Origin of the sequence: Mesorhizobium captivum (assembly GCF_033977165.1) — a bacterium.
Classification (GTDB): domain Bacteria; phylum Pseudomonadota; class Alphaproteobacteria; order Rhizobiales; family Rhizobiaceae; genus Mesorhizobium; species Mesorhizobium captivum.
Genome location: NZ_JAVIJB010000039.1, coordinates 45,331 through 64,605 on the forward strand (window position 1 = coordinate 45,331; position 19,275 = coordinate 64,605).

Below are 19,275 nucleotides of genomic sequence, written 5' to 3' on the forward strand. Positions count from 1 at the left end.
GGCTTTGCATCGCCCGCTAATCGATTGAAGCGGAATTTCCCCTTTTTGTCAGACTAAATGACGTTTCCAAAACGATTTTCCGGCTTTGACGCGGTGCAAAAAGCGCATTAGAAACCGCCTATCCGAAGCGACATTTGGAGGCGGCAAAAGCCGCATTCCTCGCGGCTCCGGAAACGCCGAACTGGGGGAGCCATGAGCAAATCACCAGCCACCCGCGCAGTTGCCAGACGTGAACGGCCGCTTTCGCCGCATCTGACGGTCTACCGGCCGCCGATCACGATGACGATGTCGATCATCCATCGCATCACCGGCGGCGCGCTTTATTTCGGAACGCTGCTGGTGGCGGCATGGCTGATCGCGGCTTCGACGTCGCAGGCTGCGTTCGACTGGGTGAACTGGGCCTTCGGCTCCTGGCTCGGCCGGCTGGTCCTGTTCGGCTATACCTGGGCGCTAATGCACCACATGCTGGGCGGGCTGCGCCATCTCGTCTGGGATACAGGCGCGGGGCTCGAGAAACACACGGCCTCGAAGATCGCCTGGGCAACGCTCGCCGGCTCGATCGTGTTGACGCTGCTGATCTGGATCGCAGGCTACATGGCGCGGGGAGCTATTTGATGAGCGCAAAGAATACCGACATGCGCACGCCGCTGGCCAAGGTCCGCGGCCTCGGCTCGGCCCGCGAAGGCACCGGCCATTTCTGGCGCCAGCGGCTGACGGCGATCGCCAACATCCCGCTCATCCTGTTCTTCGTCGGCTTCCTGATCGCGGTCAACGGCCATGGCTATGCCGACGTGCGGGCCTCGCTCGCCAATCCCTTCGTAGCGCTGGTGCTGGCGCTGGTGCTCATCTCCGGCATCTACCATATGCGGCTCGGCATGCAGGTGATCATCGAGGACTACGTGCATGGCGAGGGCATGAGGCTGGCGCTGATCGCCCTCAACACATTCTTTTCAATTGCGGTGGGCGTCGCTTCGCTCTTCGCCTTGCTCAAACTGGCATTCGGAGGCTGAAGTCTTGGCCAAGGACGCATCAACCGCCAACACGGCTTCCGCCTATACTTTTGTCGACCACAAATTCGATGTGGTGATCGTCGGCGCCGGTGGCGCCGGCCTGCGCGCCACGCTCGGCATGGCCGAGCAGGGGCTGCGCACCGCCTGCATCACCAAGGTGTTCCCGACGCGCTCGCATACTGTCGCGGCCCAGGGCGGCATCGCCGCCTCGCTCGCCAACATGGGTCCGGACAATTGGCAGTGGCATCTCTTCGACACCGTCAAGGGCTCGGACTGGCTGGGCGATATCGACGCCCAGGAATACATGGTGCGCGAGGCGCCAGCGGCCGTCTACGAGCTCGAGCATTACGGCGTGCCGTTCTCGCGCACGGAAGAAGGCAAGATCTACCAGCGGCCGTTCGGCGGCATGATGATGAATTTCGGCGAAGGCCCGCCGGTGCAGCGCACCTGCGCGGCCGCCGACCGCACCGGCCATGCCATGCTTCACACGCTCTATGGCCAGTCGCTGAAGAACAACGCGCAGTTCTTCATCGAGTATTTCGCGCTCGACCTGATCATGGAGCCTGACGGCACCTGCACCGGCGTCGTCGCCTGGAACCTCGACGACGGCACCATCCATCGCTTCTCGGCCAAGATGGTGGTGCTGGCGACCGGCGGCTATGGCCGTGCCTATTTCTCCGCCACCTCGGCGCATACCTGCACCGGCGACGGCGGCGGCATGGCGGCGCGTGCCGGGCTCGCGCTGCAGGACATGGAGTTCGTGCAGTTCCACCCGACCGGCATCTACGGCGCCGGCTGCCTGATCACCGAAGGCGCGCGCGGCGAGGGCGGCTATCTCGTCAATTCCGAGGGCGAGCGCTTCATGGAGCGCTATGCCCCGTCGGCCAAGGATCTTGCTTCACGCGACGTGGTCTCACGCTGCATGACGCTGGAGATCCGCGAAGGCCGTGGCGTCGGTCCCAAGAAGGATCATATCTTCCTCCACCTTGACCATCTCGATCCGGCCGTTCTGCATGAAAGGCTGCCGGGGATTTCGGAGTCGGCAAAGATCTTCGCCGGCGTCGACCTGACCAAGGAGCCGATCCCGGTGCTGCCGACGGTGCACTACAATATGGGCGGCGTTCCGACCAATTATTGGGGCGAAGTGCTCAACCCGACGTCGAGAAGCCCGGATAAGGTTTCACCCGGTCTGATGGCGGTGGGCGAAGCCGCCTGCGCCTCCGTGCACGGCGCCAACCGGCTGGGCTCCAACTCGCTGATCGACCTGGTCGTGTTCGGCCGCGCGGCGGCGCTGCGCGCCGGCCAGGTCATCGACCGCAACTCGCCGATTCCGTCGCCCAACGCGGCCTCGGTCGAGAAGATCATGGACCGCTTCGACCGGCTGCGCCATGCCAACGGCTCGACGTCAACGGCAGTGTTGCGCGAGAAGATGCAGAAGGCGATGCAGGAGGACGCGGCGGTGTTCCGCACCCAGGAATCGCTCGACAATGGCTGCAAGCGTGTTTCGCAGATCTGGGGCGAGCTCAAGGACCTGAAAGTGTTCGACCGCTCGATGATCTGGAACTCGGATCTGGTCGAGACGCTGGAGCTGGAAAACCTGATGGCCAACGCCATCACCACGGTCTATGGCGCCGCGGCGCGCAAGGAGAGCCGCGGCGCGCATGCCCGAGAAGATTTCTCGGCGCGCGACGATGCCACCTGGCGCAAGCACACGCTGGCCCGCGTCGGCGAGGACGGCAAGGTGACGCTGACGTACAGGCCGGTGCACACCGAACTGCTGCTGAAAGAAGAAGAGGGCGGCATCAACCCGGCCAAGATCGCACCGAAGGCCAGGGTGTACTGACGATGGCGCTGGCGGCCGCGGGATATTCCGGCACGCCCCTTCCGGCCAAGCTCGGCCTGAAGGACGGCATGGTCGCCGCCTTCATCGCCCTGCCGCCGGAACTTGCCGATCTGACCGAGGCAGTTGCGTTTGCCGGGGTCGAGAGGCTGACCGAATGGTCGTCGATCTCCGCCAATCAAAAATACGATGCCGTGCACGCCTTCACCCGGCAGCGCGCCGAGATCGAGGACGGCCTTGCCGGCATCGAGACGGCGATCAAGCGCGACGGCATGGTATGGGTCTCCTGGCCGAAGAAGGCATCGAAAGTGCCGACAGACGTCACCGAGGACGTCATCCGCACGCAAGCGCTCAAGCTCGACCTCGTCGACGTCAAGGTCGCCGCCGTGAACGAAATCTGGTCCGGGCTGAAGCTCGTCATCCGAAAGGACCGCAGATAATGGTCGAACTCACGCTTCCCAAGAATTCGAAAATTCAGCAGGGCAAGACCTGGCCGAAGCCGGAGGGCGCCACCAACCTGCGCGAATACCGCATCTACCGCTGGTCGCCGGACGACGACGAGAACCCGCGCATGGACACCTATTTCGTCGACATGGACGATTGCGGGCCGATGGTGCTCGACGCGCTTCTCTGGATCAAGAACAAGATCGACCCGACGCTGACGCTGCGCCGTTCCTGCCGCGAAGGCATTTGCGGCTCCTGCGCCATGAACATCGACGGTTCGAACACGCTCGCCTGCACCAAGGGCTGCGACGACATCTCCGGCGCGGTCAAGGTCTATCCCCTGCCGCATATGCCGGTGATCAAGGACCTGGTGCCGGACCTCACCACTTTCTATGCCCAGCATGCTTCGATCGAGCCGTGGCTGAAGACGGTCTCGCCGACGCCCGCCAAGGAATGGCTGCAGAGCCATGAAGACCGCGAGAAGCTCGACGGGCTCTATGAATGCATCCTGTGCGCCTGCTGCTCGACCTCCTGCCCGAGCTACTGGTGGAACGGCGAGCGCTATCTCGGCCCGGCGACGCTGCTGCAGGCCTATCGCTGGCTGATCGATTCCCGCGACGAGGCCACCGGCGAGCGGCTCGACAATCTCGAAGACCCGTTTAGGCTCTACCGCTGCCACACCATCATGAACTGCGCGCAGACCTGCCCGAAGGGACTCAATCCCGCCAAGGCGATCGCGGAGATCAAGAAGATGATGGTGGAGAGACGGGTCTAGAGCTTGGCGGCTCAAGTTCGTACGTAGCGATCCTTCACGCCCCCTCTGTCCTGCCGGACATCTCCCCCTCTAGGGGGGAGATTGGCCGTCATCCCGGCTTTCGCTAATCTTCAACGTTGCAAGAATGGACGAACGGCGCAGAAGCTGCTGATCTCCCCCCCTTGCGGGGGAGATGTCCGGCAGGACAGAGGGGGGTGCTGTCCCTCCAGCTTCAGAAAGGATAGCAACCCAATGACCGACCTCCCCGTCCTCTCGACCGCCGAAGCCCGGATCCTCGGCTCTCTGATCGAGAAGAAGGAGCTGACGCCGGACGTCTATCCGCTGAGCCTGAACGGCGCGCACGCTGCCGCTAACCAGAAGACGGCGCGCGAGCCGGTGATGGCGCTGGAGCTGACGGAAATCAGGCGCGCGCTCTCCCAGCTCGAGCAGAAAGGCCTGGTACGCCAGGCTTTCGCCTCGCGCGTCGAGCGCTACGAGCATCTGATGGCGCAGCGCTTTTCGCTCACCACGCCGCAGATCGCAATCGTCGGCCTGTTGCTCCTGCGCGGCGCGCAGACGGCGCATGAGCTGCTCGCCCGCTCGGAACGGATGGCGCGCTTTGCCTCGATCGAGGAGCTGCGCGACAATCTCGACCTTTTGATCGGCCGCCGGCCGCCACTGATCCAGTTGCTCGACCGCGCGCCCGGCCAGCGCGAGGAGCGCTATGTGCATCTGTTGAGCGGGCCGGTGGAAATGACGGCGGCGGCGCCCCGGCAGCCGCCGGCATCATCGGACGCTGATCTCGAAGCACGCGTGCGAGTGCTCGAGGACGAGGTCGCGGCGCTGCGCGCGAAGATCGAGGCGCTGGGCGGCTAAGACCAGCAATAATTGTTTGAGATGCTGGCGGGACAGCGCCCCCCTCTGTCCTGCCGGACATCTCCCCCTCAAGGGGGGAGATTGGATTTCACCGCGGCTTTCGCCAATCGCCGACGGCGCAGAAAGAGTGAGGCGCTTAAGCTGCCAATCTCCCCCCAAGAGGGGGAGATGCCCGGCAGGCAGAGGGGGGCGCGAAGGATCTCGGCTTCGATAATAGAACGCCCAATCAACCCAACTTCGCGTCGAGCGAGACCTTGATGGCGCCGAGCGCCTTTGAGACCGGGCATTCGGCCTTGGCCTTCTCGGCCAATTCCTTGAACTTCGCCGCGTCGATGCCCGGCACCTTGCCGACCAGGGTGATGGCGCTGCCGGTGATGCCGGTGCCGGGCACCAGCGTGACCACCGCCTTGGCGTCGAGCTCGGCGGCCGGCGTGCCGTTCTCGGCCAGGAAATGCGACAGCTGCATGGCGTAGCAGCCGGCATGCGCGGCGGCGATCAGCTCTTCCGGATTGGTGCCGGATTTGCCGCTCTCGTCCTCGAAGCGAGCCTTGAAGGAATAGGGCGTGCCCTTCAAGGTGCCGCTCTGGGTGTCCAGCGTGCCCTTGCCTTCTTTGAGATTGCCTTTCCAGACGGCGTTTGCGGTGCGGTCCATGAAGTCCTCCTGGCTTGTCGGGGTTTGCGCCGGCGAGGCGCCGGCGTTCTTCTGAACTATAGCGCGGGCGCGCCGGAAGACCATCCTACGGCGCGTTGAGATCCAGGTGAGGCCGGCCTGACCTGAATCTCAACCCGCCTTCCCGCCGGCTTGGCGGCGCAGGGGCAAAATTCCCGAAAAAAACGCTCGTGCAAAAATGTCGACTTCCCGGCGGTTGGACCGTCCTGCGGGCGAGTTCTGCGGCCGATGGAGGTTCAGGATGGACAATCTGTTTTTCGCACTTTGGAGGCGCCCCGGCCGAAGGGCATGGCGACCGGAAGAGTTTTGGCTGGATCCGCCGGCATCCGATTTCGGACGGCTGGTGGCGGCCGTGGCCATCATCGGGATCGCGGCATTCCTGCTCGACCACGCAGCGGCCGTCAGAAGCAAGGCTGACAGCGTCGCTGTCGGCTCCTATGGTTCATCACAGGAAGGGAACTGACAATGAGATATGTCCTGCTGGTCTATGGCGAGGAAAAAGACCTCTTCGCGCTCACGCCGGAAAGATCCGCCAAGCTCGATGCCGACTCGCTCGCCTATGACAGGGAACTCGACCGACAAGGCAAGCTGATCATCGCGCAGGCGCTGCAGCCGGTGGGAAAGTCGAAGTCGCTCAGGCGGCGCAAGGGCAGGCGGCTGGTCACCGACGGCCCGTTCGCCGAGACGAAAGAGCAGCTGCTCGGCTTCGTCATGGTCGAGGCGGCGGATCTCGACGAGGCGCTGGCGATCGCCGACGGCATCCCGCTGGCCGAGCTCGGCACCGTCGAGGTCAGGGCGATCTACAATGTGCCGGGATCATGACGCCGGCGTATGGCGGTTGCGGAGTCTTGGTTTTGATGCATGTCGTTGTCCCAAAACCGCTGAGCACTTTTGGGCGACATGCATTAGGAGTTTCTTAGCTGCCGCAACTGTCGCGTGTTGAAGCGATGCTGCTCTTCTCTTATCGTTGCCGGGATTTCGGGGGAATTCGGCATGCCTTTCCTGCTCGCTGTACTTGGCCTGCTCGGCGCGGCGGCCATCTGGTGGTACCGGATGAAGGCCATGAACGACGCCGCGCGCGAGGTTGCCGACGTCGTCGGGCGCGTGCAAGGCAATATCCGCCGCAAGAAGCTGCGCAAGCAGGCAGCACTTTCGCCCTTGACGGCGATCGACGATCCCGTCGTGGCGGCCGCGACGCTGATCACGGCCATCGTTTCGGAACAGGGCCCGATCCTGCCGCAACGCGAGGCCGCCCTTCGCGAGGCGATCTCGCCGATTGCGCAGAGCCCGAAGAAGACCGACGAGGCCGTCGTCTACGCCAAATGGGCCGCCTCGCAGGTCGACGACACGACGATCGTCATCGACAAGCTGGCGCCGTTCCTGCGCGAGCGCCTTGATCCGCACGAGCGGGACGATCTGCTCAGGATGCTGAACCGCGTGGCGCAGGGCGGCGAGCAACGCCTGCGGATCGCCGACCAGCGCATGCTGAGGCTGCGGCAGAAGCTGGGGTTTGAGGTGAATTGACCGGTGCAGCCCCTTTGAAAGACAGCGAGCTATACCCACATCAATCCGGTCCTTCACAGTTCCGCGGCGCGCAAATTGGAAGCAGTAGCTTATGTGGCGGCCCAAATAGCTGACCTACTTGAAATGCTATTTGGGGACTGGTTGAAGAAGTCCAGAACCGGGCGTTTTTTGCTCGGAATTCTGATTGCTGTGGTCGTTTTCTACTACCTTGTTTGGGTGCTAGATCGCCTCCCCTTTCAATAGCCTTGGCGTGTCGCCGGAGAGGCCCGAGGCCTGGCGGATGAAGAAGTCCTTGAGCTTCGGCATGCGCTCGACAAGGCCGAGGCCGACGTCGCGCACGGCGCGCAGCGGGCCGATGTCGTTGGAAAACAGCCGGTTCAGCACGTCGGTGGTGACGCCCATCTGCAGCGTGTCGAAGCGCCTCCATTGCTGATAGCGTTCGAGCACGTCGAGCGCGCCGATGTCCCGGCCGAGCCGGTCGGCCTCGACCAGTACTTCGGCCAACGCCGCCACATCCTTGAAGCCAAGATTGAGGCCCTGCCCAGCGATCGGATGGATACCGTGGGCGGCGTCACCCGCCAACGCGATGCGCGGCGCCACGAAAGCGCGCGCAAGGATGAGGCCGAGCGGCCAGGCGCGCGGCTTATCGGCGACGCGGATCTCGCCGAGCTTCAAGCTGAAGCGCTGCTCCAGCTCATGCTCGAAGACGAACTCGTCGCCATCGACGAGTTTTTGCGCATCTTCCGTGCGCTCGACCCAGACGATCGACGAGCGATTGGTCCCGTCCTTGTCGGGTTTCAGCGGCAAGGTGGCGAAGGGGCCGGCGGGCAAAAAATGTTCCTCGGCGCGGCCATTATGCGGGCGCTCGTGGGCGACGGTGCAGACGATGCCGGACTGGCCGTATTCCCATTTCACCGTCTTGATGCCGGCCATGTCGCGCAGCTTCGAATTAACGCCGTCGGCGGCAATCAGCAGCCGAGCCTTGAGCGCGGCGCCATCGGCCAGATGCACGGTGATGCCGGCGCCGTTCGTGTCGAAGGCGCTAACGGCCATGCCTTCGATGATGTCGATGCCGAGCTTTTCGGCGCGGCGGCGCAGCGCGCCGTTCAGATCGCGGTTTGCGACCATATGCGCGAAAGGTTCGCCGGGCGCCACCTCGCCGTCGAAGGTCAAAAACACCGGACGCACCGGATCAGCGGCGCGCGAGTCGGTGATGATCATCTCGGTGATCGCCTGCGCTTCCGGCGCGATCTCGCCCCAGACCCCTAACTGTTCCAGCATGCGGCAGGCCGCCGCGGCAATCGCCGAGGCGCGGCCGTCCTTCTGCCAGACGCCGGCGGGCGCCGCGTCGACGATGGCGACGGCAAGGCTGGGGCGCGCCTGCTTCAGCGATACGGCCGCGGCCAGACCGACATAGCCGGCGCCCGCCACCAGCACATCCAGCGATGTTTTGTCTGCCGCATCCGCCTTGCGCTCCACCATGGCACTTTCCTTTCGCGGCCTCCGGCGGCGGCCGTTGCAGCTTGACTGCCCGCCTGTCCTGTCCGAAACCCGCCATGACACATCTTTGAAGGACGCGGAACATGACGGCGGCGATGGACGAGCTACTCGACATTCTCGACCTCGAGCAGCTCGAACACAACCTGTATCGTGGTCGCAGCCCCAAGCTCGACTGGCAGCGCGTCTTCGGCGGCCAGACGATCGCCCAGGCGCTGGTCGCCGCCCAGCGCACGGTCGAGCCCGAGCGCCATGTGCATTCGCTGCACGGCTATTTCATGCGGCCCGGCGACACCAAGGTGCCGATCGTCTACGAGGTCGACCGCATCCGCGACGGCGGCTCCTTCACCACGCGCCGGGTGGTGGCGATCCAGCACGGACAGGCGATCTTCTCGCTGGAGGCCTCGTTCCAGCAGGACGAGGTGGGGCTGGAGCATCAGCTGCCGATGCCGCGCGACGTGCCGGCGCCCGACACGCTTTTGTCGCAGCGCGAGCTGCTCGGCAAATTCGGCGAGGCTGTGCCGGAAGGCATCAAGCGCTACTGGGAGCGCGACCGGCCGATCGAGATGAAGCCGGTAATGCTGAAGCACTATACCAGCCGCGAGAAGCTGGAGCCGGAGCAGAACATCTGGATCCGCACCACCGGCCCGGTTCCGGAAGACCGCGCGACGCAGGCCGCCGTGCTCGCCTACCTTTCCGACATGACGCTGCTCGATACCTCGACCTTCGCGCATGGCCGCGCCATTTTCGACCGCGACATCCAGGCGGCCAGCCTCGACCACGCCATGTGGTTCCATCGCAGCCATTCGCTGGACGACTGGATCCTCTACACGCAGGACAGTCCTTCCACGCAAGGCTCGCGCGGTTTCACCCGCGGGTCGCTGTTCGCGCGGGACGGAACCTTGATCGCCTCGGTGGCCCAGGAAGGCCTCATCCGGCTGAAACGATGAGCCGGCTTCGAGCCAAAGCCTATAAAACAGGCATTTTCTAAAATTTGCCTATTTCTTAATCGGACATCCTGACGCCCTCGCGCACGAAAAATGTGCAAGGATCGCCCATCCCCTTTGTTTACAACAGGTTAACGCCCTGCTTCGGCAATTGGCACGGAGCTTGAATCCTGTCCGGCACTCTCCGGCTCTTATGGGGGATCGGCGAAGGTGTGCAAACGCGGGCGACCGCAACAGCAAAGGGTGAAACCTTATGAAAATCGTGATGGCAATCATCAAGCCGTTCAAGCTCGACGAGGTGCGCGAAGCGCTCACCGCCGTCGGCATCCAGGGCCTGACCGTCACCGAAGTCAAAGGCTACGGGCGTCAGAAGGGGCATACGGAAATCTATCGCGGCGCGGAATACGCGGTGAGCTTCCTGCCCAAGATCAAGATCGAAGTCGCCGTCGGTGCCGACATGGTCGACAAGGCCGTCGAAGCGATCAGCGCGGCCGCCAAGACCGGCCAGATCGGCGACGGCAAGATCTTCGTCTTCGGCATCGACCAGGCGGTGCGCATCCGCACCGGCGAAACAGACACCGACGCGCTCTAAGCGGCGACCAGCTATTCCAACGGAGAGTTCAATGAATATTCCTTCCACCTTGAAGACGACGGGACGCGCGGCCGCTTCGCTCGCTCTCGTAGTGCTCAGCACCGTCGCCGCCTTCGCGCAGGAAGCCGCGGCGCCGGCGACGGCCGCGGCGCCCGCCGCTCCGGCGCCGGCGCTCGACACCGGCAACACCGCCTGGATGCTGACCTCGACGGCGCTGGTGCTGATGATGACCATTCCGGGCCTGGCGCTGTTCTACGGCGGCATGGTGCGCAAGAAGAACGTGCTCGCCACCATCATGCAGAGCTTCGCCATTACCTGCCTGGTGACGGTGCTGTGGTTCATGTTCGGCTATTCGCTGGCCTTCTCCGACGGCGGCGGCATGAACGCCTATCTCGGCGGCTTCTCGAAATTCTTCCATCACGGCATCACTACCTCGACGCTGTGGCTGCCGGGCGTGGCGAACATTCCGGAATTCGTCTTCTCGATGTTCCAGCTGACCTTCGCCATCATCACGCCGGCGCTGATCGCCGGTGCCTTCGCCGAACGCATGAAGTTCTCGGCGCTGCTCCTCTTCATGGGCCTGTGGCTGGTCTTCGTCTACGCCCCGATCGCGCATTGGGTGTGGGGCGGCGGCTTCCTCGGCGCTGCCGGGGTGCTCGACTTCGCCGGCGGCACGGTCGTCCACATCAACGCCGGTGTCGCGGGCCTGGTCTGCGCGCTGGTGCTCGGCAAGCGCGAGGGCTACGGCACCACCAACATGGCGCCGCACAACCTCGTCTATTCGGTGATCGGCGCCTCGCTGCTGTGGGTCGGCTGGTTCGGCTTCAATGCCGGCTCGGAGCTTGCCGCCGACGGCCTCGCGGGCGCAGCGATGATGAACACGCAGGTCGCCACCGCCGCGGCGGCGCTGGCCTGGATGTTCGCCGAATGGATCGTCGCCAAGAAGCCTTCGGTGCTCGGCATCATCTCCGGCGCCGTCGCCGGCCTGGTCGCGGTGACGCCTGCTTCCGGCTTCGTCAACCCGACCGGCGCCTTCATCGTCGGCATCATCGCCGGCGTCGTCTGCTACCTGTCGGCGGTCAAGCTCAAGCACGCGTTCGGCTATGACGACTCGCTCGATGCCTTCGGCGTGCATGGCGTCGGCGGCATCGTCGGCGCGCTGCTCACCGGCGCGCTCGCCGATCCGGCGATCAACGCGCTCGGCAAGGGCGCTTCGGTCGGCACGCAGATCTACGGCATCGTCTTCACCATCCTGTGGACGGCGATCGCCACCTTCGTGATCCTATTCATCGTCAAGGCGCTGGTCGGCCTGCGTCCGAGCAGCCAGGAAGAGGTCGAGGGTCTCGACGTTACCCAGCACGGCGAAGTGGTGCCGTAAGGCAACCTGCGCCACGGGCCGGCGGACCCTCCTCCCGCCGGCCCGGGATATCTCGAACGAAAGCCGCCGAGCGGTTTTCCTGGATCACTCCCAAGATCCCGTCGTGATGCTCTCGAAAGGGCTCACGCCTTGAGGCCCGGAGCAATCCGGGCCTCTTTTTTTGGAAAATCGTACGTGTCGAAAGGCGAAAGCGAAGAATCGTTTTTTCAGCGCCATCACGTTCGCGTGATGCGCAAACAGGAAGAAACATCGGGCTTTCCGGTTCCGTATTGGGGGTTGCGGCCGCCGTTCTGGCGCTCGTTAAACAACAAAAGGGAAGGAACCACCTGATGAACATCAAGAACATCTTCCTCGGGGCACTCGCTTTTTCCATGATCAGCGGCGTTGCATTGGCCGGGGCTCTCGACGAACCGGACAACATGGCGCCGTTTTTCACCGATTCCGGCATGAAGACCATGAAGTCGGAAGCCGATTTCAAGGCCGCCTGGGCTGCGACAGCGAAGGACAAGCAGGACATGATGATGAAGGAGTGCCAGGACGCGGCAATGAGCAAGCCTCACGCCGAATTCTGCGCCAGCCTGATGCAGTATGCCGGTCACAAGTGATTTGCGGGAGATCGGCTCCGAGAGGATCCGATCGTTTCGTCGTTCGACAGGTGAGATGGCGGGCCGCGAGGCTCGCCATTTCTGTTGGAGGGCGGCGCTGGTAAAAGGCCATGGTTAATGCGGCCTTAACCTTCCCGCCGATAGTCTGTCGTCCGAATCTGCCGGAGTGCGCCAAGCGCCCGGCCAGGCAACGACTTACGGGGAAGAGGCATGCGTTCAGGCGCTTCAGCACCGCTCGCGCTGACCGATACGGGGCACGGCATCCAGGCGTTCGCGCGGCGCCAGGTCGGGCGGCTGGTCGGCGCCGGACTGTTCGTGTTCACCGCTTTCGGCGTCGCCAGCCTGGCCACCTGGAACGTCGCCGATCCGAGCTTCTCGCACGCCACCAACAACATCGTCACCAATGCCATGGGCTATGCGGGTGCCGTGTTTTCCGACCTTGCCATGCAGTTCTTCGGCCTTGCCGCCGTCGCCGGCCTGGTGCCGGCTGTGGTCTGGGGCTTTCTTCTGTTCTCCGCGCGCGGCGTCGACAGGTTGCCTAAGCGCGGGCTTGCCTGGTTCGGCTTCGCGCTGCTTGCCGCCGCGATCGTCGGCTGCGTCACGCCGCCCAACACCTGGCCGCTGCCGACCGGTCTCGGCGGCGTGTTCGGCGACATGGTGCTGAAGATCCCGGGCATCGCCGTCGGCGGCTACCCGAAAGGCCTTTTCGCCAGCATCATCGCCGTCGTGCTTGCCGCGCCGGCGCTCTGGCTGTTCGCCTATGGCTCGGCGCTGATTGCGCGCAAGAACGGCTTTGCGGTCATGGAGCGCGGCACCGAGCCCGATCCGCGCGAGCAGGACGAATTGCTCTTCGACGAGGATGAGGACGAGGGCGACGAAGGCATTCTGGCGCTCGGCGCCGTCACCCATTGGTGGCTGTCGTTCCGCGCCTTCCTGCACCGCCGCGCCGCGCGCCGCAGGCAGGAGCGCGACGAGTTCGAGCCGCAGATGGAACCGCGGGCGAGCGCCTGGCGGCGCGCCGCCGAGCGGGTCGAATCGGCCGAGTTCGCCGAGGCCCGGATGAGCCCCGGCGGACGTGCCCGCGTCGAGCCGGAATTCTTCGCCGCGATGGTCAACGACCGCAGCGCCTCGGTCGATCCGGTCGACGACGATGTCTTCGACGACGAGGAAGAGGTCGATTTCGACGACGAGGAACCTGTCCAGCGCCGCGCCAACGTGCGCAACTTCCGCTCCGACGCAGCGACCCGCGTCGAGGCGCCTGCGCCGCGTCCGGTGCAAGGCGCGCGCGTCCAGCGCGAGGCGCAGACCTCGCTGATCGGCTCCGGCACGTTCGAGATGCCGTCGCTGCATTTCCTGTCCGAGCCGAAGAACGTGGCGAAAGACCCGAGCCTGTCGAAAGATGCGCTTGAACAGAATGCGCGGCTTCTGGAAGGCGTGCTCGAGGATTTCGGCGTCAAGGGCGAGATCATCCATGTCCGCCCGGGTCCGGTCGTAACACTCTATGAGCTCGAGCCCGCGCCCGGCATCAAATCCTCGCGCGTCATCGGCCTTTCCGACGACATCGCCCGCTCGATGAGCGCGATCGCCTGCCGCGTCGCCGTCGTGCCGGGCCGCAACGCCATCGGCATCGAATTGCCGAACGCCAAGCGCGAGACGGTGTATCTGCGCGAAATCATGGCGAGCCGCGACTTCGAGACGACGAAGGCGAAGCTCGCGCTGGCGCTCGGCAAGACCATCAATGGCGAAGCGGTCATCGTCGACATCGCCAAGATGCCGCACGTGCTGGTCGCCGGCACCACCGGCTCGGGCAAGTCGGTCGCCATCAACACCATGATCCTGTCGCTGCTCTACCGGCTGACGCCGCAGGAATGCCGGCTGATCATGATCGATCCGAAGATGCTCGAACTTTCCGTCTATGACGGCATCCCGCATCTTCTGACGCCGGTCGTTACCGATCCCAAGAAGGCGGTGGTGGCGCTGAAATGGACGGTGCGCGAGATGGAGGACCGCTACCGCAAGATGTCCAAGGTCGGCGTGCGCAACATCGACGGGTTCAACGCGCGCGTCAGCCAGGCCGAGAAGAAGGGCGAAAAAATCTCGCGCACGGTTCAGACCGGCTTCGACCGCCAGACCGGCGAGGCGATCTACGAGACGGAGGATCTCGACCTCGAGCCGATGCCCTATATCGTCGTCATCATTGACGAGATGGCCGACCTGATGATGGTGGCCGGCAAGGACATCGAGGGCGCGGTGCAGCGCCTGGCGCAAATGGCGCGCGCCGCCGGCATCCATGTCATCATGGCGACGCAGCGTCCCTCGGTCGACGTCATCACCGGCACCATCAAAGCCAATTTCCCGACCCGCATCTCCTTCCAGGTGACGTCGAAGATCGACAGCCGCACCATCCTTGGCGAGCAGGGCGCCGAGCAGCTGCTCGGCATGGGCGACATGCTCTACATGGCCGGCGGCGGGCGCATCCAGCGCGTCCACGGTCCGTTCGTGTCGGACGATGAGGTCGAGCGGATCGTCGGGCATCTCAAGCTGCAGGGCGTGCCCGAATATCTCGACGCCATCACCGAGGACGACGAGGAAGACGACGAGGACGGCGCCTCGGGCAGGGGCGGTTCCGGCGGCGGCGGCAATTTCGAGGATTCCGACGATCCTTACGACCAGGCGGTGGCGGTGGTGCTGCGCGACGGCAAGGCCTCGACCAGCTACATCCAGCGCCGGCTCGGCATCGGCTACAATCGCGCCGCCTCGATCATCGAGAAGATGGAGAAGGAAGGCATTGTCGGTCCGGCCAACCATGCCGGCAAACGCGAAATACTGGTGCCGACGGAAGACGATAAGTTTTAGCCCGGCGGCGACCAAAGGAGCCGGCCGGCAACTTTGAACCTTCTGGCGCGTTCATGCGACCAAGCGCCGTGTGACCCGCCAAACTTAGGCCCAACTGGGGGTCCAGACACTGCGACGACACGAATCACAGGAAGTGACCGGCATGAAGACCCAGACAGAATTCGCTCCGACCCGCCGACAGGTGCTCGGCCTTGGCCTGATCCTCGCGGGCGCCGCGGCCATCAATGTCGTGCCGGGCTTCCAGCTTCTCGCCCAGGCCCAGGCAGCGGTCCCGCCGGCGGCGCAAAAGATCGCCGACCATTTCTCCTCGGTCAAATCGATGAGCGGCGAGTTTGTGCAGTTCGGCCCGAAGGGCGAGCAGACCGGCGGCAAGTTCTTCCTCGAACGCCCCGGCAAGATCCGCTTCAACTATGACGGATCGTCTAATTTCCGGGTGATCTCCGACGGCAAGTCGGTGGTGATCCTCAACAAGAAGCTGAACACCTCCGACCTCTATCCGCTGTCGAAGACGCCGCTGAAATTGCTGCTGGATGACAGGATCGACCTCTCCGGCGGGCGGGTGAAGGCCGTCAAGGAGGAGGACGACCTCACCACCATTCAGCTCTCCGACAAGTCGGTGTTCGGCAATGCCCGGATCACCATGATGTTCGATCCGAAGAGCTATGAGCTGCGCCAGTGGACGATCACCGACGCGCAGGGCAAGGACACGACGGTGATGATCTTCAACGTCAAGGAAGGCGTCTCCATCCCGGACGACACCTTCGCCATCGACTATACGGCGAACAGAGAACTCAATACGAAGACGCGGTAGGCTTTCGCCGCTGTCGGAGTTTTCTCCGGGATACGTTGGCGCCGCCCCTCATCTGGCTGCCGCCATCTTCTCCCCGTGAACGGGGAGAAGGGACACTTTCATCGACGTCTTCGCCAATCGCCGGCGTTGCAGCTGCGTCTTTCTCCCCGTTAACGGGGAGAAATGCCCGGCAGGGCAATGAGGGGCGGCGCCGACCTCTGCAATTATCGCCGGCTTGTCTTTATGGCGCGCGGCTGGCAGTAGTTCGGCGACCTACGCCGTCCCCGGACCCGCCGCATGCCCTTCACCATCGCCACCTGGAACATCAACTCCGTGCGCTTGCGCATGCCGATCGTCGAGCGGCTGCTGAAAGAACATGCGCCGGACGTGCTCTGCCTGCAGGAAACCAAGGTTCCGGACGAGCTTTTCCCCGAAAAGGCTTTCCGGAAGGCGGGCTATGAGCACATCCTTTTCCACGGACAGAAAGGCTATCACGGCGTGGCGACCGTGGCCCGCCGCCCGATCGAGCTGGTTGAGAAGCGGCGTTTTTGCGAGATCGACGACAGCCGGCACCTGTCGGTCAGGGTCCAGGCCGGCGGCGGGTCGGTCCTGCTGCACAATTTCTACGTTCCGGCCGGCGGCGACGAGCCGGATCCCGAGATCAACAGAAAGTTCCGGCACAAGCTCGACTTCGTCCACGAAATGAACGGCGTGCCGGCGAGCCAGGACGATGCCTCGATCCTGGTCGGCGACCTCAACATCGCGCCGCAGGAGCATGACGTCTGGTCGCACAAGCAGCTGCTCAACGTCGTCAGCCACACGCCGGTCGAGACCGAAGGTTTCGAAGCGATGCGGCGAGCCGGCGGCTGGGTCGACCTGATGCGGCTCAATGTGCCCGCCGAGCAAAAACTCTACACCTGGTGGAGCTACCGGGCGAAGGACTGGGAAGCATCGGACCGTGGCCGCCGGCTCGATCATGTCTGGTCATCGGCCAATCTGGTGGCGAGTTTCAAAGGCTACGAGATTCTCAAGGCGGCGCGCGGTTGGGAGAAACCGTCGGACCATGTGCCGGTGATCGCGAAGTTTGATTTGGATTGACGCGCGGTGACGGGAGAGGGCGCCTGCCTTTCCGTCGTCATCCTAAAGCGCGTCGCGATCTTTCAGATTCGCTCCGTGCGCTTTAGGCTGTTGGCATGTCTTTGTCCCGAAACCGGTCCCACTTTCGGGAGACATGCTTAGGGTCTACGCGCGTCGCTTCGCTCCTTGCTCCGCCCTAGGATGACGAACTCGCTCTTGCGCCGTTTCGTCAGGTCGCTCACTCCGTGAACCGCGGCGCGAGCTCCTCGATGCGGGCGATCATCTGCTGGAATTCTTCCAGGATGCGCTCATGCAGCTGCAGCGCCAGCTCCGGATACTCTTCCAGGATGCGGCGGAACATCTTGCGGCTGAGCCGGATCACCTCCGAATCGGCCGCCGCCGAGGCGCTGGTCAGCCGGTTGGTGTCGGCGATCAAAGCGAGCTCGCTGAGCATTGCGCCCGGGCCGGCCGTGCCGATCGGGATGCGCTCGCCGCCCTGCTCGCGGTAGAGCGCGATCAGGCCGCTGACCACGATATAGGCCGAGTCGGCCTCGTCATCCTCGCGGTAGAGCTTGTGATCGGCCTGCAGGAAGGTGTTTTCCGCGCCGAAGGCGAGCAGACGCAACTGTTCCTGCGTGAAGCCCTGAAAAAGCTTCACGGCGGACAGGATGCGGATCTCGTCATCCAGCGCCATCCTAGCTGTGTCCCCGAGCGGTCAGTCCAGTCCCTCCTTTGGAGCGTCGCGTCCTTCTGGACGCACAAGCGAACGCTCCAACCTTCCAATCACGCACCATCCGATGCGTCCAGCGAGCCGATCCATTACCCTCCAGCACCAGGATCGTACCCGAAGCGGTCCCGCCCGACCGCTCGATCTCTTCGTTTTGACGCAATTCCGGACGGAAAACCGTCTCACACTTTTCCTGGAATTGCTCTAGATCATGAAATGTTTAAGGAACCAGCTTGTAGCCGCCGCTTTCTGTCACAAGAATTTCGGCATTGGAAGGATCGCGCTCGATCTTCTGGCGTAGCCGGTAGACATGGGTCTCCAGCGTATGCGTGGTGACGCCGGAATTGTAGCCCCACACCTCTTCCAAGAGCACGTCGCGGGTCACCACTTTCTGATCGGCGCGATAGAGATATTTGATGATGGAGGCCTCCTTTTCGGTCAGCCGCACCTTGGCGCCGCGCGGATCGATCAAAAGCTTCTGGCTGGGCTTAAACGTGTAGGGGCCGACCGAGAAGGTGGCGTCCTCGCTCTGCTCGTGCTGGCGAAGCTGCGCACGGATGCGCGCCAGGAGCACGGCGAAGCGAAAGGGCTTGGTGACATAATCGTTGGCGCCGGCCTCGAGGCCCAGGATCGTGTCGGAATCGGTGTCGTGGCCGGTCAGCATGATGATCGGCGCCTTGTAACCGCCCTTGCGCAGGATCTTTACCGCCTCGCGGCCGTCCATGTCGGGCAGCCCGACATCCATGATCAGCAGATCGACGAGGCCGCCGCGCGCCGCGGCGACGCCTTTTGCGGCGGTGGATTCCTGCTGGACGTCGAATTCCTCGTAAAGGGCCAGTTGCTCGACGAGAGTGGCCCGCAAGTCGTCGTCGTCGTCAACGATCAGAATGGTGCGTGATGTCATGGATCAATCCGTTGTTTTAAAAAGAATATTCAGTTGACCTCCCCCCATTTATGCGGAAGCTCACCGGCGCAACAGCCGATCACAGTGATTTGTTCCGTGACACAATCATACAAGAAAAAACGCGCGCGCAATGAGGCGGGTGAATTTTTGCCGAAGGGCCTGCGTGTCCTGACTGTGCGCGCAAGGCCGGGCAACCCTGCGCAGGGCTTCCTCCAGGCCGGCAAAACGGTGTTTCCCTGCGCGATTGGGCGCGGCGGCATCTCGACAAACAAGCGCGAGGGCGACGGCGCGACGCCGCTGGCCGCAATGCGGATATTGTCGGGCTATTTCCGCAACGACCAGTTTCCCGGCGGGCGCCGGACGAGGCTGGCGATGGCGCCGATCGGCCCGGACCTCGGCTGGTGCGAGGTGCCGGACGACCGCAACTACAACCGTCCGGTGAAGATTCCCTATGGCGCCAGCCACGAGCGGATGCGGCGCGCCGACCGGCTCTACGACGTCTGCCTGGTGCTCGATTGGAACATCGCGCCGCGCCGGCGCGGCCGCGGCAGCGCGATCTTCTTCCATCTCGCGCGTCCCGGCTTCACGCCAACGCAGGGCTGCGTGGCGGTGACGGCCCGCACCATGGCAAGGCTGCTGCCGCTGCTGTCGGACCGGACGGTGGTGAGAGTGGTGAGGTAGGGCAGTAGGGCAGTAGGGCAGTAGGGCAGTAGGGCAGTGGACTGCACCCCTGTTGTGAGACAGGGAATAGGTGACAGCGTTAGCGTTAGGCCGCACGGGGCTG

At 63.9% G+C, this 19,275-nt stretch carries 22 protein-coding genes; 18 read left to right on the forward strand and 4 right to left on the reverse strand.

Features of this window, described 5'->3' with window-relative positions; all coding sequences use genetic code 11:
• The first annotated feature begins 192 nt into the window (after positions 1–192).
• The 6 genes from sdhC (at position 193) to RFM40_RS26480 (ending at position 4,924) form a co-directional block, all read left to right on the forward strand.
• Positions 193–615 carry a succinate dehydrogenase, cytochrome b556 subunit gene (gene sdhC, locus RFM40_RS26455; RefSeq protein ID WP_320229449.1) on the forward strand — a complete coding sequence of 141 codons (423 nt, stop codon included), beginning with the start codon at positions 193–195 and terminating at the stop codon, positions 613–615.
• Positions 615–1,010 carry a succinate dehydrogenase, hydrophobic membrane anchor protein gene (gene sdhD / locus RFM40_RS26460; protein WP_320229450.1) on the forward strand — a complete coding sequence of 132 codons (396 nt, stop codon included), beginning with the start codon at positions 615–617 and terminating at the stop codon, positions 1,008–1,010. The genes sdhC and sdhD overlap by 1 nt, the downstream gene beginning before the upstream one ends.
• Positions 1,011–1,014: 4 nt before the next feature.
• Positions 1,015–2,853 carry a succinate dehydrogenase flavoprotein subunit gene (gene sdhA, locus RFM40_RS26465; protein WP_320229451.1) on the forward strand — a complete coding sequence of 613 codons (1,839 nt, stop codon included), beginning with the start codon at positions 1,015–1,017 and terminating at the stop codon, positions 2,851–2,853.
• Positions 2,854–2,855: 2 nt separating this feature from the next.
• Positions 2,856–3,290, forward strand: coding sequence for a DUF3052 domain-containing protein (locus RFM40_RS26470; RefSeq protein ID WP_320229452.1), 435 nt, complete (start codon positions 2,856–2,858; stop codon positions 3,288–3,290).
• Positions 3,290–4,069, forward strand: a complete 780-nt coding sequence (locus RFM40_RS26475) for a succinate dehydrogenase iron-sulfur subunit (protein ID WP_320229453.1) — start codon at positions 3,290–3,292, stop codon at positions 4,067–4,069. The genes RFM40_RS26470 and RFM40_RS26475 overlap by 1 nt, the downstream gene beginning before the upstream one ends.
• A gap of 231 nt (positions 4,070–4,300) precedes the next feature.
• On the forward strand, positions 4,301–4,924 hold the full coding sequence (locus RFM40_RS26480; RefSeq protein WP_320278577.1) for a YceH family protein: 624 nt from the start codon (positions 4,301–4,303) through the stop codon (positions 4,922–4,924).
• Positions 4,925–5,150: 226 nt separating this feature from the next.
• Here the strand turns inward: RFM40_RS26480 and RFM40_RS26485 are convergent, their stop codons facing one another.
• Positions 5,151–5,576 (reverse strand): OsmC family protein, encoded by a 426-nt coding sequence (locus tag RFM40_RS26485; protein ID WP_140785513.1) that lies wholly within the window; start codon positions 5,574–5,576, stop codon positions 5,151–5,153.
• Positions 5,577–5,835: 259 nt separating this feature from the next.
• Here RFM40_RS26485 and RFM40_RS26490 point away from each other — a divergent pair, with 259 nt between their 5' ends.
• The 3 genes from RFM40_RS26490 (at position 5,836) to RFM40_RS26500 (ending at position 7,118) form a co-directional block, all read left to right on the forward strand.
• Positions 5,836–6,057, forward strand: coding sequence for a hypothetical protein (locus RFM40_RS26490; protein WP_320229455.1), 222 nt, complete (start codon positions 5,836–5,838; stop codon positions 6,055–6,057).
• A gap of 2 nt (positions 6,058–6,059) precedes the next feature.
• Positions 6,060–6,416 carry a YciI family protein gene (locus RFM40_RS26495; protein WP_320229456.1) on the forward strand — a complete coding sequence of 119 codons (357 nt, stop codon included), beginning with the start codon at positions 6,060–6,062 and terminating at the stop codon, positions 6,414–6,416.
• Positions 6,417–6,587: 171 nt separating this feature from the next.
• Positions 6,588–7,118, forward strand: a complete 531-nt coding sequence (locus RFM40_RS26500) for a hypothetical protein (RefSeq protein ID WP_320278578.1) — start codon at positions 6,588–6,590, stop codon at positions 7,116–7,118.
• A gap of 219 nt (positions 7,119–7,337) precedes the next feature.
• On the opposite strand, the gene RFM40_RS26505 is transcribed toward RFM40_RS26500, so the two are convergent.
• Positions 7,338–8,600, reverse strand: a complete 1,263-nt coding sequence (locus RFM40_RS26505) for a ubiquinone biosynthesis hydroxylase (protein WP_320229458.1) — start codon at positions 8,598–8,600, stop codon at positions 7,338–7,340.
• 101 nt (positions 8,601–8,701) lie between these two features.
• Here RFM40_RS26505 and tesB point away from each other — a divergent pair, with 101 nt between their 5' ends.
• The 8 genes from tesB to xth all read left to right on the forward strand — a co-directional run bounded on the left by tesB (position 8,702) and on the right by xth (position 16,881).
• On the forward strand, positions 8,702–9,565 hold the full coding sequence (gene tesB / locus RFM40_RS26510; RefSeq protein ID WP_059189448.1) for an acyl-CoA thioesterase II: 864 nt from the start codon (positions 8,702–8,704) through the stop codon (positions 9,563–9,565).
• A gap of 250 nt (positions 9,566–9,815) precedes the next feature.
• The gene (locus tag RFM40_RS26515; RefSeq protein WP_059189449.1) at positions 9,816–10,154 is read left to right on the forward strand and encodes a P-II family nitrogen regulator; all 339 of its coding nucleotides are present in this window, start codon (positions 9,816–9,818) and stop codon (positions 10,152–10,154) included.
• A 49-nt stretch (positions 10,155–10,203) separates the two neighbouring features.
• Positions 10,204–11,532: an ammonium transporter gene (locus RFM40_RS26520; protein ID WP_430691733.1), complete on the forward strand. Its 1,329-nt coding sequence runs from the start codon at positions 10,204–10,206 to the stop codon at positions 11,530–11,532.
• Between the two features lie 174 nt (positions 11,533–11,706).
• Positions 11,707–11,862, forward strand: a complete 156-nt coding sequence (locus RFM40_RS26525; protein WP_320278579.1) for a hypothetical protein — start codon at positions 11,707–11,709, stop codon at positions 11,860–11,862.
• A complete protein-coding gene (locus RFM40_RS26530) occupies positions 11,862–12,137 on the forward strand; it encodes a hypothetical protein (RefSeq protein ID WP_320229459.1) in 276 nt (91 codons plus the stop codon). The genes RFM40_RS26525 and RFM40_RS26530 overlap by 1 nt, the downstream gene beginning before the upstream one ends.
• Positions 12,138–12,347: 210 nt before the next feature.
• On the forward strand, positions 12,348–14,993 hold the full coding sequence (locus RFM40_RS26535) for a DNA translocase FtsK (protein ID WP_320229460.1): 2,646 nt from the start codon (positions 12,348–12,350) through the stop codon (positions 14,991–14,993).
• A 142-nt stretch (positions 14,994–15,135) separates the two neighbouring features.
• The gene (locus RFM40_RS26540; RefSeq protein WP_320222519.1) at positions 15,136–15,804 is read left to right on the forward strand and encodes an outer membrane lipoprotein carrier protein LolA; all 669 of its coding nucleotides are present in this window, start codon (positions 15,136–15,138) and stop codon (positions 15,802–15,804) included.
• A 276-nt stretch (positions 15,805–16,080) separates the two neighbouring features.
• Positions 16,081–16,881: an exodeoxyribonuclease III gene (gene xth / locus RFM40_RS26545; protein ID WP_320278580.1), complete on the forward strand. Its 801-nt coding sequence runs from the start codon at positions 16,081–16,083 to the stop codon at positions 16,879–16,881.
• Between the two features lie 217 nt (positions 16,882–17,098).
• On the opposite strand, the gene RFM40_RS26550 is transcribed toward xth, so the two are convergent.
• Complete coding sequence (locus RFM40_RS26550; protein WP_320278581.1) at positions 17,099–17,554, reverse strand: Crp/Fnr family transcriptional regulator; 456 nt, start codon at positions 17,552–17,554, stop codon at positions 17,099–17,101.
• A 253-nt stretch (positions 17,555–17,807) separates the two neighbouring features.
• On the reverse strand, positions 17,808–18,491 hold the full coding sequence (locus RFM40_RS26555; protein WP_040974579.1) for a response regulator transcription factor: 684 nt from the start codon (positions 18,489–18,491) through the stop codon (positions 17,808–17,810).
• 84 nt (positions 18,492–18,575) lie between these two features.
• Here RFM40_RS26555 and RFM40_RS26560 point away from each other — a divergent pair, with 84 nt between their 5' ends.
• The gene (locus RFM40_RS26560) at positions 18,576–19,172 is read left to right on the forward strand and encodes a L,D-transpeptidase family protein (RefSeq protein ID WP_320230364.1); all 597 of its coding nucleotides are present in this window, start codon (positions 18,576–18,578) and stop codon (positions 19,170–19,172) included.
• Positions 19,173–19,275: the final 103 nt, after the last annotated feature.